Below are 16595 nucleotides of genomic sequence, written 5' to 3' on the forward strand. Positions count from 1 at the left end.
TGACGTTGGGTAAGCCCTGTGTCCTTGACGCCGCAGCGGTGTTAGCGGCTCTCATTCTGAGCTACCTGTTTGGCGTCGGTTTCGGCCTGCAATAAAATAGCTCTCCCCATCCATTGGGTGACATCCTGAATATCGGCATCATTCAGATGCCAAATATCCTTCAGCACCATAAACACTTCTGAGCCATAAATTAGCGAAAACGCATGGATCACCCGTTGCAGAGCTGCGGGTGCCAGTTTCCCCTCCAGTGGCTCTACCGCCAATTTTAACAATCGCTTACGGTTGCCACGGACTAACTTCTCTTTATTGTTCGGATTGCTGCGGTTATCAGCCCATTGCTGCAATGATAGATGCAGCGCGGCACGTAGCACACCCTCATGCTGTAACATCCGTGGATAAGCAAAGGAGAGCAGTTCGGCAATGCGCTGCCCTGCATCAGGCTGGGTCGGTTGCCATGCCAATATTGGGCCGAGACTTTCATCAACCATGGCGGAGACTAACGCACTTTGTGTCGGGAAATAGCGGTATGCCGTTGCACGAGAAAGCTGGGCGGCGTTGGCCACCTCAGTTATCGACGGAAACGCCCCTTGCTCGTACATCGACATGGCCGTATCAATCAGTAACCGTCGGGTTCTCGCCTTGATGGTGGTTAACGATGGAGGAGCGCTGTCCTGCTTATCTTGATTATTCACGGTCACTCCAGGGTCTACAGAGGGTATTCGCGCCCACTATAACAAACCATCCACGCAAATCTCTATGAAAGCATTTCATGCGCAAATTAATTTTGAGACTACAGTCTCAAATTTTAGTCATGCACTTTGCGAAAATGATACTCTAGTCTCAATATGATTCTATCTTAACCAACTCACCTCATTGTTCGGCTATAAGCAAAAAAATAAGCCCCCAATAAGAAAAGTGAGCTGCTTAAATTTTGTGACATTCCGCCCTTATAGAAGGATGTTCAGATGCCCCGTCATATTTTTATCGCGACGACCACAGATACCAAAGGTGAAGAGCTGGCCTATGTCAGCGCATTGATTAAGGCAACCGGACTGACGACGGTCACGGTTGATTTATCGACCAGAGAAGGGAGGCGCGATAGCGGCGCGGATATCTCGGCGGATCTGGTGGCGGGCTACCATCCTGAAGGGTGTCAGGCGGTTTTTTGTGGTGACAGAGGGCGGGCGATTAGCGCAATGGCGGTGGCATTTGAGCGATTTATGGTGAGCCGTGATGATGTCGCCGCACTCTTAGGTTTGGGGGGTTCCGGTGGAACGGCGCTAATCACGCCAGCAATGCAGAGTTTACCTATCGGTATTCCTAAACTGATGGTGTCGACTATGGCTTCTGGTGATGTGTCTGGTTACATCGGCGCGAGCGATATTGCCATGATGTATTCCGTTACCGACATTGCTGGGCTAAATCGTATCTCTCGGCGGGTGTTGAGTAATGCGGCCCACCAAATTGCGGGTGCGGTCTATTTCGCCAAAGAGGAGCTACAGGTAGAGGACAAACCAGCGCTGGGTTTGACCATGTTCGGTGTAACCACCCCCTGTATTCAAGCGGTTAGCGCGGCATTATCCGCAGAGTATGACTGCCTGGTCTTCCACGCCACTGGCAGCGGCGGCAAAGCGATGGAAAAACTAGCTGAGAGTGGTTTGCTGGCAGGGGCGCTTGATCTGACCACCACCGAAGTTTGTGATCTGCTATTTGATGGCGTATTGGCCTGTGGCCCAGAGCGCTTCGATGCTATTGCCCATTCCCATATTCCTTACGTCGGCTCCTGTGGCGCGCTGGATATGGTCAACTTCGGTAGTCCGGCAACTATTCCGGCTAAATATGCTGATCGGCTGTTCTATAAGCACAACGCACAAGTCACGCTGATGCGCACCACCGAGCAAGAGAACATTCAACTGGCACGCTGGATTGGCGAGAAGCTAAATCGTTGCCAGGGAGAAGTGCGCTTTTTAATTCCGGAAGGTGGATTTTCGGCGCTGGATGCCCCCGGCCAGCCATTCTGGGATGAAAAGGCACTAAACGCTTTTATCCAGACGCTGGAAGAGACCGTGATTCAAACCGATAAGCGCCGCCTGGTCCATTATCCGTTCAACATTAACGACCCTCAGTTTGCACAAGCTGCGGTAGAGAACTTTCACGAGATCGCGAAGAGCCGATCCCATTAGGGCCAATTTATAGTGGAGAAGCAGATGCCAAAATTTCAACGCCAGGCCATCTTGGCCAAATTCCGGGAAATGATTGCCCGCCGTGAACCCATTATTGGCGGCGGTGCGGGGACAGGGTTGTCAGCCAAATGTGAAGAGGCTGGCGGGATTGATTTAATCGTTATCTACAACTCAGGCCGCTATCGCATGGCAGGTCGTGGTTCGCTGGCCGGGTTGCTGGCATACGGTAATGCTAACGAAATTGTGGTCGATATGGCGAAAGAAGTGCTGCCCGTAGTGAAAAACACCCCAGTACTGGCCGGTGTTAATGGCACCGACCCCTTCTGCCAGTTTGACCACTTTTTAGATCATTTGCAGAGCTTGGGCTTTTCTGGTGTACAGAACTTCCCAACAGTGGGTTTAATTGATGGTAACTTCCGCGCCAATCTGGAAGAGACCGGCATGGGCTATGGCTTGGAGGTGGAGATGATCCGCCTGGCCCACGAAAAAGATATGCTAACAACACCTTATATCTTTAGTGCTGCCGACGCGGTCGCCATGACACAAGCCGGTGCCGATATTATTGTTCCTCACATGGGGCTGACCACCGGCGGCAATATTGGCGCAGACACGGCGCTGAAACTGGCGGACTGTGTGCCTTTGATTAACGACTGGGCGGCCGCCGCCAAAGCGGTACGTGAAGATGTGATTGTGCTGTGCCACGGCGGGCCGATCTCTACGCCTGAAGATGCCCAATATATTATGGATAACTGCCCGCAATGTGACGGTTTCTACGGTGCCAGTTCGATGGAACGGTTACCGACAGAAATTGCACTGACGGACACGACCAGACAGTTTAAAAAAATAAAACGTTGATATTCTTGCCAATACTTAAGGGAAAGCCTGTGTGTGAGTTTGGCTAAATGATCGGCTAAATGAAGCTACAGGATACGTAAAACCGAGGTCAATTCTGGCCTCGGTTTTTTTTGATCATTATTTAACTAAAAAACAGTAATGCGGTTGCATAGGAGATATGCGTATAGTTTTAACCGCAATTTGTTTGGGATTAATAAACTTAGCATTAAGATTTATTTTCGAATATTGATTCACGCTATTTTTTCATGAAAGTTAATTTATATGACGACTATTACTGTGGGGGTTATATGATTAGAGTGATTAAGCAAGCACAATGTGATGATAGAAAACTATTCAATATAGCAACCAGCTTATATTTATATCCGACCGCAATTCTTGCCCATCACTTCGGGATTTTTGAGTACATTGCGAAAGATAATAAAAGCCCATCCGAGATTTGCGCATTTATTGGTATTGAACTGAGATCTGTTGAGGTAGTGATGGCGGTTGTACTGGCGCTGGAACTGGTTGAGTTTGAGGATGGGCGCTATAGGCTCACAAAGGTCACCGAGGAGTTTTTACTTAAAGAAAGTCCTAATTATTGTGGATACTATTGGGATCTGATTTATAGCACTGGAGATAATTTCTCTCTGGCTAATTTAGAAAACGTGATGAGAAAGTCTGAAATACAAGAAGAGGGGAAGGAAAACTTATTTGAAGAGAGTATATACAGCACTGAAAAAGCGGAGGCTTTTACGAAAGCTATGCACGGTATCAGTATTGGTGCGGCGAGTGTATGGCCGAATAAGCTGAATTTGGCTAATTACCACTGCATGTTAGATATTGGCGGCGGTTCGGGAATACATTCAGTGGGGGCGGTGACTCGTTGGCCTCATCTGCGCGCCACTATTTATGACCTTGCCCCTGTCGGGCGTATTACGGCAGGATTCATAAAATCCTATGGTCTGGAGGAGAGCATCTCAATTCATATTGGCGATATGTGGTCTGGATCTTATCCCGATGCTGACCTTCATTTCTATTCCAATGTACTTCATGATTGGCCGGAGCAGAAAAATGTATTTCTGACCCAAAAAAGCTACGACGCCCTACCTCATGGGGGGCGGATTATTATTCATGAAATACTTTTTAATGGCGATATTCCTGGGCCATTGGCGGTCGCAGGATTTAATGTCACCATGTTGAGTTGGAGCCAAGGTAAGCAGTACTCTTTTTCAGAGATAAAACAGCTGCTGCACCGTGCAGGGTTCCGTGATATTGAGATAATCCCTGCGTCTGGCTATTTCAGTCTCATTACGGGCATTAAGCCTTAACACGTCTGCTTTACGCATCACTCTGCATGAAATTTTTGTTACCGCTGTGCCAGTAGCTCTTGGGTGGAGGCTATCCTATTGTGTTGGAATGAGTGTCGATATGCATAAAATCCCACATTATCATAATGAACTGAGTACAGAATTCTGAACGCTCTGTTGACAGTCTTTTTCTTCTCGGCGTAACATGCGCGCACTATTCTTTATGAGGACATTCGCCTTGGACACACCCAGTAGATGCTGGCTCAATAACCTGTTCATATGGTGCAACTTCTAAGGCTATCCTCCTATTTGCTGATAGCCTTCGTGGTTGTCAGCGGCCCCGCTAAACCGTCGCTGTGAGTCAGATCTCCTTATGGTCTGAAACATAGAGTATTTCTCAATACTTAGCTGTTTCTGTGCTTCAATGCGTTATCCCTATCCATCACCGCAAGGGAGTTTTGGCACATGCTGAGCGCATTTAAATTAAGCAACAATCGCTTATCCCGTTTGGAGCTGGATGAATCAGATGACCTGACCACCTCACTTTGGGTCGACTTAGTCGAGCCGGAAGAGGGCGAGCGGGAACGCGTCCAGTCTGAGTTAGGGCAGAGCCTGGCGACCCGACCAGAGCTGGACGACATCGAAGCATCTGCCCGTTTCTTCGAAGATGAAGATGGTTTGCATATTCACTCCTTCTTTTATTATGAAGATGCGGAAGATCACGCCGGTAACTCAACCGTGGCATTTACCATCCGTGATGGCCGCCTTTATACCCTGCGTGAGCGTGAATTACCGGCTTTCCGTTTGTATCGTATGCGCGCCCGTAACCAGACACTGGTTGACGGCAATGCTTATGAGCTGTTGTTGGATCTGTTCGAAACCAAAATTGAGCAGTTAGCTGATGAAATTGAAAACATTTACAGCGATCTGGAAGCGCTAAGCCGCGTCATTATGGAGGGCCAGCAGGGGGATGAGTATGATGCTGCGCTCTCGACCTTGGCAGAACAGGAAGATATTGGCTGGAAAGTGCGACTCTGTCTGATGGATACCCAGCGAGCGCTGAATTTCTTGGTGCGTAAGGCGCGGCTGCCTAGCGGTCAGTTGGAACAAGCTCGAGAAGTGCTGCGCGATATCGAATCCCTGCTGCCACACAACGAATCCTTGTTCCAGAAAGTGAACTTCCTGATGCAGGCGGCGATGGGTTTTATCAATATCGAGCAGAACCGCATTATCAAGATATTCTCGGTGGTCTCGGTGGTCTTTCTGCCGCCCACACTGGTGGCATCCAGCTATGGGATGAACTTTGAGTTTATGCCAGAGTTGCGCTGGTCGTTCGGCTATCCGGCGGCCATTGGATTGATGATTATTGCCGGTTTAGCGCCCTATCTCTATTTCAAACGCAAGAATTGGTTATAACACTGCGCTACTGCTGCCACGATAAAAAAACGCCCACGGACTCACTCAGCGGGCGTTTTGCTTTGTGGCAGCAATATCAGGCCTCTTTTAGGTTACGTCTCTTATGTTGGGTATAGAGCGCATCCAGCGTGAACAGCAGCAGGGCGGCCCAGATAAAGATGAAGGTCACCATTTTATCGCGGCCAATCGTCTCACCATAGAAGGTGACCGCCAGAATAAACATCAGGGTCGGCCCGAGATACTGGAAAAAGCCCAGTGTCGACAGCTTTAAACGCGAGGCGGCGGCCGTGAAGAACAGCAGTGGGATAGTGGTAATCACCCCGGCGGCAGCCAATAGCAGGTTAAGCGACCAGGCATTAGCGCTCATGTGGCTGGTGGGGCTATCGGCAATCAAGAACAGATAGACCGCCGCAATCGGCAATAGCCACAGGGTTTCAACCAGCATACCGGTTTGGGCATCAACCCCCAGCTTTTTGCGTATCAGGCCATATAAAGCGAAGGTAATCGCCAGACTCAGCCCAATGATGGGCAGCGAACCAAACTGCCACAACTGAATCAACACGCCGGCAAAAGCCAATGATACCGCCACCCACTGCATACGACGAAAGCGCTCGCCAAGAAAGATCATGCCAAACAACACATTCACCAGCGGATTGATAAAGTAACCCAAACTGGCTTCCAGCATATGGTTATTGTTTACCGCCCAGATAAAGATGAGCCAGTTACTGGCGATCAATACTGCGGTCACGGCCAGCAATAACAGGCGCTTACCATTTCGGCAGGCGCTGCGAACTTGTGGCCAATTGCGGCTGACGGTGAGCAGAATCAACATAAAGAAAAATGACCAGATAATCCGATGGGTCAGAATTTCATCAGCCGGCACCTGTTGGATGAGCTTGAAATAAGCAGGGGCGATACCCCAAATAAAATAGGCGGCCAGAGCAAAAAAAATGCCCTGACGGGTTCGTTGTTTATCCATGGTGTGACTCAGAACAAAAGAGGAGATGCGGTGAGTGTACTTAACTTCAGGCTACGAATCATCACCGCTGAAGATCAAATCAGCCAACCAGATAGGTCGCGGTTGCACTGGCGATATGCATTTGTTGGTCATTATGCAGCTCGACGCGGGCGACAGACACCTTATTGCCACTGCGCAAGATACTGCTGCTGGCGATAAAATGCTCACCACGGCCGGGGCGTAAATAGTCGACACGCAGGTCGATAGTGCCCATTTTGGCGAGTTTCATTTGCAGTTGTTCTTGGATCAGCGGTTCATGACGAACCAGGCTGTTACCAACACAGACTAATCCTGCTGCCACATCCAGTACCGCGGCGATAACCCCACCGTGCAGAATTCGTTGCGCGACATTGCCGACCAGTTTGTCACTGTTATCGAATGTGATTTCTGCGTAATCTTGCTCGAAGCGGGTTAATTTCAGCCCTAGCTCACGATTAAAGGGCATGTGATACACGAAAACTTCGCCGATCATGCGGCGAGCATCTTCTAACGTTAGTGGTGTTACTGACATTGCGTTCTATTCTCTCGATATTACCAACGGGTAATAAGACTGTGAGTTAATGAATTGTTTATTTTATGCTTCTATTTTGTTGTTTTCCAGTCGTTAAATCATAATCTGAAACAATGATAATGCCGAGTAACATTTGTGTGTAGAATGAGCTGTTTTCATTATAAATAGAAATAATTCGTAAGATGATGGGGGATGATAATGGGTAGATTTTGGCGGGTATTGATAGGGTTATTACTGGTGCCAACCTTGGTACAGGCGGAGCCAGCAAAGGTTGAGAGTATTCATGATGCGCCTGCGGTGCGCGGTAGTATTATCGCGGCAATGTTGCAGGATCACGATAACCCGTTTCTGCTGTATCCGTATGAAACGAACTATCTGCTATATACCTATACCAGCGATATCAATAAGGATGCGATCAGCTCTTATAATTGGGCTGAAAATGCCAAGAGAGATGAAGTTAAGTTTCAGCTGAGTTTAGGTTTCCCTATCTGGCGCGGTATTCTCGGCGATAACTCATTACTGGGTGCATCCTATACGCAGCGTTCTTGGTGGCAGGCGTCGAATAGTGATGAGTCCTCGCCATTCCGTGAAACGAACTATGAACCGCAGTTGTTCCTGGCCTGGGCGACAGATTACGAACTGGCGGGCTGGACCTTCCGTGAAGTGGAGTTTGGTTATAACCACCAATCCAACGGGAAAGCCGATCCCACCTCACGTAGCTGGGATCGGGTTTACACCCGTGTGATGGCACAGCGTGGTAATTTGGAAATTGACCTGAAACCTTGGTATCGTCTGCCGGAAAATGATGCCAAAGATGACAACCCAGATATCAATAAATACATGGGTTATTATCGCCTGAAAGTGGGTTATGCCCTGGGTGACAGCGTGTTCAGTATTGATGGTCACTATAACTGGAATACCGGTTTCGGTGGCGCAGAGATGGGCTGGAGCTACCCTATCACCAGCCATGTTCGCTTCTATACGCAAGTGTTCAGCGGTTATGGTGAGTCAATGATCGACTATAACTTTAGGCAAACACGGGTGGGTGTGGGTATCATGTTGAACGATGTCCTTTAACGTCATCCGGCGTTAGAACAGTTTCAGCCACAGGCCGGTTAATCGGCCTGTGCAGATCTCATAGTTGGGGAACAGTGTGTCGACCGCAGCAGTGATGAATAGGGAACTACTGGCAGTGCAAGTATTGCGAGATACTTTCGGCTATCAGCAGTTCCGGCCCGGGCAACAGGAAATTATCAACGCCACCCTAGAGGGGCAAGACTGTCTGGTCGTGATGCCAACGGGCGGTGGTAAATCCTTGTGTTATCAGATTCCGGCACTGGTGACCGACGGATTGACGCTGGTGGTATCCCCCTTAATTTCCCTGATGAAAGACCAGGTCGATCAACTGCTGGCCTATGGCGTAGGGGCGGGGTGCTTAAACTCGTCACAGACGCGGGAACAGCAATTGGCGGTGATGGATGGCTGCCGCAGTGGGCAGATTAAGCTGCTGTATATCGCGCCAGAGCGGCTGGTGATGGAGAGCTTCCTCGACCAACTGCATCAATGGCGTCCTGCGCTGTTAGCCGTGGATGAAGCACACTGCATCTCCCAATGGGGCCACGACTTCCGCCCGGAATACCGCGCCCTTGGGCAACTCAAGCAACGATTTCCTCATTTACCGGTAATTGCCCTGACCGCCACGGCTGATGAAGCCACGCGGGGCGATATCGTGCGTTTACTCAATCTGCATCAGCCACTGATTCAGGTCAGCAGCTTTGACCGCCCGAATATCCGCTACACCTTGGTGGAGAAGTTCAAACCGCTTGATCAATTGTGGCGTTTTGTCCAAGACCAGCGCGGCAAAAGTGGCATTATTTACTGCAACAGCCGCGCCAAAGTGGAGGACACCACAGCACGCCTGCAAAGCCGTGGTTTGAGTGTCGCCGCCTACCACGCGGGGCTGGATAACGAACGGCGGGCGCATGTGCAGGAAGCTTTCCAGCGCGATGACTTGCAGGTGGTGGTTGCCACCGTGGCCTTCGGCATGGGGATTAATAAGCCCAACGTCCGCTTTGTGGTCCATTTTGACATTCCGCGCACCATCGAATCTTACTATCAGGAGACGGGGCGTGCCGGGCGTGATGGTTTGCCCGCCGAAGCGGTGCTGCTGTATGACCCGGCTGACATGGCGTGGTTGCGCCGCTGTCTGGAGGAGAAACCAGCGGGTGCGCAGCAAGATATCGAGCGGCATAAATTAAATGCCATGGGGGCGTTTGCTGAAGCGCAAACCTGCCGTCGTTTAGTGTTGCTCAACTATTTTGGTGAGGGCAAGCAGCAGTCGTGCGGCAACTGCGATATCTGTCTCGATCCGCCAAAACGTTACGATGGCTTGGCTGATGCACAAAAAGCCCTCTCCTGTGTTTATCGTGTTGGGCAGCGCTTTGGTCTGGGCTATATCGTCGAAGTGCTGCGTGGGGCCAATAACCAGCGCATCCGCGAGTTTGGTCATGATAAACTCTCGGTGTATGGTCTGGGTCGCGAGCAGAGCCACGAACACTGGGTCAGTGTATTGCGCCAATTGGTTCATTTGGGGCTATTGAGCCAGAATATTGCCCAGTTCTCGGCCTTACAACTGACCGAGGCCGCGCGCCCGGTATTGCGTGCTGAATTGCCGTTACAGCTGGCGGTGCCGCGCATTCAAAGTTTGAAAGTGCGCAGCAGCGCCAATCAAAAATCCTATGGCGGCAATTACGATCGCAAGTTGTTCGCCAAACTGCGCAAACTGCGCAAATCTATCGCCGACGAAGGCAATATTCCGCCTTATGTGGTGTTTAACGATACTACCTTGCTGGAGATGGCGGAGCAGATGCCAATTACTGCCAGCGAACTGTTGAGTGTCACTGGTGTGGGGCAACGCAAACTCGAGCGCTTTGGTGCGCCCTTTATGGCGATGATCCGCGACCATGTGGATAACAACGATGATTAACATACCGTTTCCCCTGTAAAGAGAACACTCTCATGCTAATGCTATTTCTGACGGTTGCACTGGTTCACCTGGTGGCGCTGATGAGCCCGGGGCCTGACTTCTTTTTTGTCTCACAAACCGCCGCCAGCCGTTCACGTGGTGAAGCGATGAAAGGGGTGATCGGGATCTCCCTCGGCATTGTTGTCTGGGCGGGAGTGGCACTGATGGGGTTGAACCTGATTTTGCAGAAAATGGCGTGGCTACACCAAGTTATCATGGTCGGTGGCGGCCTGTATCTGTGCTGGATGGGCTGGCAATTATTGAAATCTGCCCGCGCCAAACGTCATGGGATAGAAGGTGAGGTGCAAGTTGCGTTACCTGCCCGTGGCCGCACTTTCCTGCGGGGCTTCCTGACCAATATCTCGAACCCGAAAGCCGTTGTCTATTTCGGCAGTGTGTTCTCACTGTTTGTTGGCGATGATGTGAGCGCCAGTGTGCGTTGGGGCTTATTTGTGCTGATCGTGGCTGAAACTTTCGTGTGGTTCAGTGTGGTGGCCTGCGTCTTTGCCCTGCCAGTGATGCGCCGTGGTTATCAGCGGTTATCCAAATGGATTGATGGTTTGGCGGGCGTCTTGTTCGCCGGATTCGGCATCCACCTGATTTTGTCCCGCTAACCCCATTGGCGAGTGGAGTGAGACTCCAACCGACGGTTTATCCCGGTTGGAGCCTCATTTTTTGATATCCGCACTACACTTTTCTGGCGGTCGCCAATAGTGCGCCAATTAGCATAAATAAGCCACCAAATATTCGGTTCAGCAATTTCATTTGATGGGGTGATCGAATCCAGCCTGCAATGCGTGTGGCGAGGGTGGCGTAACCTATCATCACAATGATATCGACAATCACGCTGGTGCTGCCGAGAATCAGGTATTGCGCTACTTGCGGTTGATGTGGCAGCACAAATTGCGGGAACAACGCGGCCAGAAAAACAATGCTTTTCGGGTTGGTGAGGTTAACAAATACCGCGCGCTTAAACAGTTTTCGCCGTGGCATGCTGTTGGCCAGCGCATGTAAATCCAGTGCACCGGCCGCCCGCCACTGCTGGATGCCTAGCCAGATTAAGTAAGCCGCCCCGAGCCATTTTAATATTTCGAATGCTAGCAGCGACTGTGAAATGAGTGCGCCAAGTCCTACGCCAACCAATACAATATGAACGGCCAGCCCTAGTTGTAAGCCGCAAATCGAGGCGATAACCCCGCGAGTGCCATGACTGATGGTGGTGCTCATGGTGTTAATGGCCCCCGATCCTGGGGAGAGACTGAGGATAAGTGTTGTCAGCAGATAGGTTAACCACCAGTCTAAGGTCATCGGCAAAGTTCCCTGAACGTCTCATTTTATGCCACAATACTCCATTGCTAATCGTTGTGCTATGGCTCACATAATCGTAGCTTCGCTCGGCTTAAGGATGCAATCAATCACACTATGCCGTCAGATAAATACTATGCCATCAGATAAATACTATGCCGTTAGATAATCAGATGCACAATTGGCTCAACCGCGAAGCGCAGTTTGCTGCTTTTGTGAACGGGCCGTTATTGGATTTCTGGCAACAGCGAGATGAAGATGAGTTTATCGGCGTCGATAACATCCCCATCCGCTATGTCCGCTTTTGCGCGCCGCAACATACTCGCGTGGTGGTAGTGGTGCCTGGCCGCATTGAAAGCTACATCAAATATCCTGAAGTCGCTTATGATCTGTTCCAGCAGGGCTACGATGTCATCGTGCTGGATCATCGCGGACAGGGCCGTTCAGGGCGGTTGCTTGCTGATCATCACCGCGGTCATGTGATCAAATTCGATGATTATATTGCGGATTTTGCGCAGCTAGTGCAGCGCGAAATAACCAATAGCCATTATCAGCAGCGTTTTGCACTCGCCCACTCCATGGGGGGGCGATTTTGACGCGTTTTCTGGCCCAAGAGCCGACAACCTTTGATGCTGTGGCTTTATGCGCACCAATGTTTGGTATCCACTTGCCGATGCCAGGTTGGCTGGCGCACCGGATTGTTGATTGGGCCGAGCGGCATCAGAAGCTGCGGGATTATTACGCGATTGGCACTGGACAGTGGCGGCCACTGCCCTATTTGGTCAATATGCTGACCCACAGCCGCGAGCGCTATCGCCGCTATTTACGTCAATACGCCGACACCCCTGAAATTCGGGTCGGCGGGCCAACCTACCATTGGATCCGCGAAAGTCTGCTGGTGGGTGAGCAAATTATCGCGCAAGCAGATAAAATTACCACGCCGGTACTGTTGTTACAGGCCAGTGAGGATCGGGTGGTACATAACCCGGCCCATAACACATTTTCTCAGGCAATGACGCTGGCGGGGCACCCTTGCGAAGGGGGGCAGCCTAAGGTCATTCAAGGCGCACGCCATGAGATCCTGTTCGAGTGGGACACACTGCGTGCCGAGGCGCTAAGCGCCATATTGCGTTTTTTTGCGCAGCATCAACCATCAGTCGGCCATGAAGGCCCCGACGCCACCAGAGGTTAGAACATACCGTTATGTATCATGTCGTTGCTTCCGATTTAGATGGCACGCTGCTATCACCAGATCACCTTCTGACGCCTTATGCCAAAGAGACACTAAAGTTGCTAACCCAGCGTGATGTGCACTTTGTGTTTGCCACTGGCCGTCATCATATCGATGTGGCGCAAATCCGTGACAGTCTGGAGATCAGCGCCTTTATGATCACCTCCAACGGCGCCCGCGTGCATAACACTGAGGGGGAGCTGATTTTTACCCATAACCTCGATGCGGATATTGCCCGTGATCTGTACAACATTGAACATCACAACCCCGATATTCTGACTAACGTCTATCTGAACGATGAGTGGTACATGAACCGCGAAAGCCCAGCGCAGAAAGAGTTTTTCCGCGAATCTGTGTTCAATTATCAGGTGTTTGAACCGGCATTGCTGCCGACCGAAGGGGTGTGCAAGGTTTACTTTACTTGCGAAGATCATGACAAGTTATTGATTTTGGAAGAGGCTATCAATGCGCGTTGGGGTGATCGCGTGAATGTCAGTTTCTCCTTCCCGACCTGTTTGGAAGTGATGGGCGGCGGTGTATCTAAAGGCCACGCCCTCGAGCAAGTCGCCAAAATCATCGGCTATTCACTTAAAGAGTGCATCGCGTTTGGCGATGGCATGAATGATTTGGAGATGCTCTCTATGTCGGGCAAAGGTTGCATCATGCAGGATGCCCACCAGCGCCTGAAAGATATGCTGCCGAATCTGGAAGTGATTGGTTCGAATGCGGATGATGCGGTGCCACACTATCTGCGCAAGATGTTTTTAGGCACCGATAAGTAACGGCTGAAAAATCCCGATGACTTGATCTGAAACGGTGAGAACGGGCAGAAGAGTAAAGCGTCCGCGCCAAGGATGGCGCGGCTCGAGCCTCCAGGGATGGATTGACGGCGTCTTTACAATCTGCTTGTTCTCTCCGTCACTCAATAACCTAACTTCTTATTTTAACTTACTGATGCTGCCCCTGCTTTTGCAGGAACTGCACGCCCTTATCTGGGAAGTCGGTAAACACCCCATCAACCTGCGCCTGGTTGTAGATAATGTCGAACAGCTGATTGACGTCAGTGGCGTATTTAGGCAGTTTATCCGCCCGGATAGTGAACGGATGAACCATCATGTTATTGGCATGGGCTTCCTTGACCATATCCGTCAACTTGATGTTATTCGGCGTGGAGCTTTCAACAACCAGCATATGGTAGTCAGGGCCGATACCGTCAGCATACTGCGCCACTTGCTTCATTGCGCCTGGTTTGAACATCCAGTCGTAGCTGTAATTTACCCACTTGCCATCTGGTTTCTGCTCGTAGGTCTCATTCCAATCGGTATAGGCCACCAACTGAATCAGCTTCAGGTTCATGCCCATCTTCGGTTCCAGCTCATTTCTAATGCGCTTTAACTCATTCGCATCAAAGCATTGCAGATAAACATTATCGGCTTTGCTGGTGTAACCATACTGCTTCAACACTTCCAGCACCTTGGTGGAGATATCTTTGCCCTCCTGCTTATGGAACCACGGTGCTTTGATTTCAGGATAAATACCGATGTTCTTACCGGTCGAATGATTCAGCCCCTGAACAAATTCAATCTCTTCCTGGAAGGTGTGCACGCGGAAGTCAGATTTGCCCATCGGGAAACGGCCCGGATAGCTCTGCACCTTTTTACCATTCTTATCAATATCAAAACCTTCGGTAAATTTCAGTGACTTGATTTCCGGCAGTGTAAAATCAATGGCGTAATAGCGGCCATCTTTGCGTGCGCGATCAGGGAAACGATCAGCGACATCTGTCACCCGATCCAGATAATGGTCATGCAGCACCACCAACTCATTATCTTTGGTCATCACTAAATCTTGCTCAAGATAATCAGCGCCTTGCGCATAAGCCATGGCTTTAGCGGGCAGGGAGTGCTCAGGTAAATAGCCACTGGCACCCCGATGCGCGATAACGACTTTGTCTGCTGATTTATCTTTGGCTAATGGTTCCGCCGCTTGCACCTGACCTGCTATTGAAGATGCCAGAATAATACTCGCCAACACGGTTTTGATGTGGGTTTGCATTGATAGTGCTCCATCTTGAAATCTATTGGGTATAGGTTCTAGGGGGTAAAAAAAGGCCGTGACGCTATCTAATCCATAAATAACGGCACAGCCTGTCATCATCTTAACTCACTGAACTATCAGAACTTATAGGTCCTGCTTTCTCGCCAGCTCTTCGTGATGCTTTTTCTCGCTAAACATTACGACGATCAGTAACACCACGGCCAGAATGCTGCCGCCGATCATGACCATAAAGCCGCCATCCCAACCGAAGAAGTCAACGGTGTAGCCGACGATGGCACTTGCTGCGACCGAACCGCCCAGATAACCGAACAGGCCAGTGAAGCCCGCCGCCGTCCCTGCCGCTTTTTTCGGTGCTAATTCAAGGGCATGTAAACCAATCAGCATCACCGGGCCATAGATCAGGAAGCCGATGGTGATCATACAGGCCATATCGATGCCCGGATTACCGACCGGGTTCAGCCAGTAAATGATGGTCGCGATAGTCACCAGTGTCATAAAGAACACGCCAGTTGCACCACGATTGCCTTTAAACACTTTGTCGGACATCCAACCGCACAGCAGCGTCCCTGGAATACCAGCGTATTCATACAGGAAATATGCCCATGACGATTTATCCAGCGCGAAGTGCTTCACTTCTTTCAGGTAGGTGGGTGACCAGTCGAGGATGCCGTAACGCAGCAAATAGACAAAAACGTTAGCAATCGCGATGTACCACAACAGTTTGTTGGGCAAGATGTACTGCATGAAGATCTGCTTAGCTGTCAGCTCCTCTTCCGCTTCTTTACTGTAATCGTCCGGATAGTCGTTTTTGTACTCTTCAATCGGTGGCAAGCCCACGGATTGAGGGGTATCGCGCATCAGACCAAAGACAATCAATGCCACCAAAATGGCACCGAACGCCGGCATATAGAGTGCCGCTTTCCAGTCGTTAAACCACGCCATCCCTAGCAGGAACAGCAATGGCGGCAAACCACCACCCACGTTATGGGCGCAGTTCCAGACCGACACAATACTGCCGCGCTCTTTCTTCGACCACCAGTGCACCATGGTTCGGCCACATGGCGGCCAACCCATACCCTGGAACCAGCCGCACAAGAACAGCAGCACAAACATCACGGCAATGCTGGAGGTTGCCCAAGGCACGAAGCCCATAAACAGCATCACGGCGGCGGAGAGAATCAAACCGGCGGAGAGGAATACCCGCGGATTCGAGCGGTCAGAGACCGACCCCATGATGAATTTTGAGAAACCATAGGCGATAGAAATACCGGATAGTGCGAAACCTAGATCCCCGCGCGAGAACCCCTGTTCGATCAAATACGGCATGGCCAAAGTAAAGTTTTTACGCACGAGATAGTAGGCGGCATAACCGAAGAAAATGCCCATGAATATTTGCCAGCGTAAGCGGCGGTAAGTTGGATCGACCTGGTCTGTGGGAAGCCGTGCCACATGTGGCGCGGGCTTGAAAATACTCAACATGAGTGCCTCCGATGGCTTTTTTGTTGTTTTTTACCCCGGTATTTCAACCCGGTGGTTAAACGGCGTACATGCTCTCGTTTATGTTCTATAACGAACGCCATGCTAGATAAATTCACTCTGTTTATCTGTGAGTGATGGCGCATTTGTTACACTTATATGAAAGCAGGGGCAATTTTGAGCGATTGGTTAACATTTTGAAACCAGTAATGAGAAATTCCCTGTGAC

The 16595-nt window shown here is 50.3% G+C and carries 14 protein-coding genes and 1 pseudogene; 9 read left to right on the forward strand and 6 right to left on the reverse strand.

Annotated elements, in window-relative coordinates; genetic code table 11:
* Positions 1–41: 41 nt before the first annotated feature.
* Positions 42–692, reverse strand: coding sequence for a TetR/AcrR family transcriptional regulator (locus HRK25_RS07350; RefSeq protein WP_032899030.1), 651 nt, complete (start codon positions 690–692; stop codon positions 42–44).
* A 273-nt stretch (positions 693–965) separates the two neighbouring features.
* Here HRK25_RS07350 and HRK25_RS07355 point away from each other — a divergent pair, with 273 nt between their 5' ends.
* The 4 genes from HRK25_RS07355 (at position 966) to corA (ending at position 5743) form a co-directional block, all read left to right on the forward strand.
* Positions 966–2183 (forward strand): Tm-1-like ATP-binding domain-containing protein, encoded by a 1218-nt coding sequence (locus tag HRK25_RS07355; RefSeq protein ID WP_005279358.1) that lies wholly within the window; start codon positions 966–968, stop codon positions 2181–2183.
* Positions 2184–2207: 24 nt separating this feature from the next.
* The gene (locus tag HRK25_RS07360) at positions 2208–3038 is read left to right on the forward strand and encodes a phosphoenolpyruvate hydrolase family protein (RefSeq protein ID WP_032899031.1); all 831 of its coding nucleotides are present in this window, start codon (positions 2208–2210) and stop codon (positions 3036–3038) included.
* 287 nt (positions 3039–3325) lie between these two features.
* Entirely contained in the window at positions 3326–4348 is a 1023-nt protein-coding gene (locus HRK25_RS07365; protein WP_032899032.1) for a methyltransferase, read from the forward strand.
* A gap of 444 nt (positions 4349–4792) precedes the next feature.
* Entirely contained in the window at positions 4793–5743 is a 951-nt protein-coding gene (corA, locus tag HRK25_RS07370) for a magnesium/cobalt transporter CorA (protein ID WP_005279362.1), read from the forward strand.
* A gap of 76 nt (positions 5744–5819) precedes the next feature.
* Here the strand turns inward: corA and rarD are convergent, their stop codons facing one another.
* Positions 5820–6722, reverse strand: coding sequence for an EamA family transporter RarD (gene rarD, locus HRK25_RS07375; RefSeq protein ID WP_005279364.1), 903 nt, complete (start codon positions 6720–6722; stop codon positions 5820–5822).
* A gap of 79 nt (positions 6723–6801) precedes the next feature.
* Complete coding sequence (locus tag HRK25_RS07380) at positions 6802–7272, reverse strand: thioesterase family protein (RefSeq protein WP_005279366.1); 471 nt, start codon at positions 7270–7272, stop codon at positions 6802–6804.
* A gap of 198 nt (positions 7273–7470) precedes the next feature.
* Here HRK25_RS07380 and pldA point away from each other — a divergent pair, with 198 nt between their 5' ends.
* The 3 genes from pldA (at position 7471) to rhtC (ending at position 10911) form a co-directional block, all read left to right on the forward strand.
* Entirely contained in the window at positions 7471–8349 is an 879-nt protein-coding gene (gene pldA, locus HRK25_RS07385) for a phospholipase A (RefSeq protein ID WP_005279368.1), read from the forward strand.
* Positions 8350–8425: 76 nt separating this feature from the next.
* Positions 8426–10258 (forward strand): ATP-dependent DNA helicase RecQ, encoded by a 1833-nt coding sequence (recQ, locus tag HRK25_RS07390; RefSeq protein ID WP_005279371.1) that lies wholly within the window; start codon positions 8426–8428, stop codon positions 10256–10258.
* 32 nt (positions 10259–10290) lie between these two features.
* Positions 10291–10911: a threonine export protein RhtC gene (rhtC, locus tag HRK25_RS07395; protein ID WP_005279373.1), complete on the forward strand. Its 621-nt coding sequence runs from the start codon at positions 10291–10293 to the stop codon at positions 10909–10911.
* A gap of 73 nt (positions 10912–10984) precedes the next feature.
* On the opposite strand, the gene rhtB is transcribed toward rhtC, so the two are convergent.
* Positions 10985–11605: a homoserine/homoserine lactone efflux protein gene (gene rhtB, locus HRK25_RS07400; protein ID WP_004876640.1), complete on the reverse strand. Its 621-nt coding sequence runs from the start codon at positions 11603–11605 to the stop codon at positions 10985–10987.
* A gap of 152 nt (positions 11606–11757) precedes the next feature.
* Between rhtB and pldB the strand changes: the two are divergent.
* Both pldB and yigL read left to right on the forward strand, forming a co-directional pair.
* Positions 11758–12794: pseudogene (gene pldB, locus HRK25_RS07405) on the forward strand (lysophospholipase L2).
* Between the two features lie 11 nt (positions 12795–12805).
* A complete protein-coding gene (gene yigL / locus HRK25_RS07410) occupies positions 12806–13615 on the forward strand; it encodes a sugar/pyridoxal phosphate phosphatase YigL (protein ID WP_005279377.1) in 810 nt (269 codons plus the stop codon).
* Positions 13616–13781: 166 nt separating this feature from the next.
* Here yigL and glpQ read toward each other — a convergent pair whose 3' ends face one another.
* Together glpQ and glpT are read right to left on the reverse strand one after the other, a co-directional pair.
* Positions 13782–14888, reverse strand: coding sequence for a glycerophosphodiester phosphodiesterase (gene glpQ / locus HRK25_RS07415; protein WP_005274869.1), 1107 nt, complete (start codon positions 14886–14888; stop codon positions 13782–13784).
* Positions 14889–15014: 126 nt separating this feature from the next.
* Entirely contained in the window at positions 15015–16370 is a 1356-nt protein-coding gene (gene glpT, locus HRK25_RS07420; protein ID WP_005274866.1) for a glycerol-3-phosphate transporter, read from the reverse strand.
* Positions 16371–16595 lie beyond the last annotated feature (225 nt).

Origin of the sequence: Yersinia bercovieri ATCC 43970 (genome assembly GCF_013282745.1) — a bacterium.
GTDB lineage: Bacteria > Pseudomonadota > Gammaproteobacteria > Enterobacterales > Enterobacteriaceae > Yersinia > Yersinia bercovieri.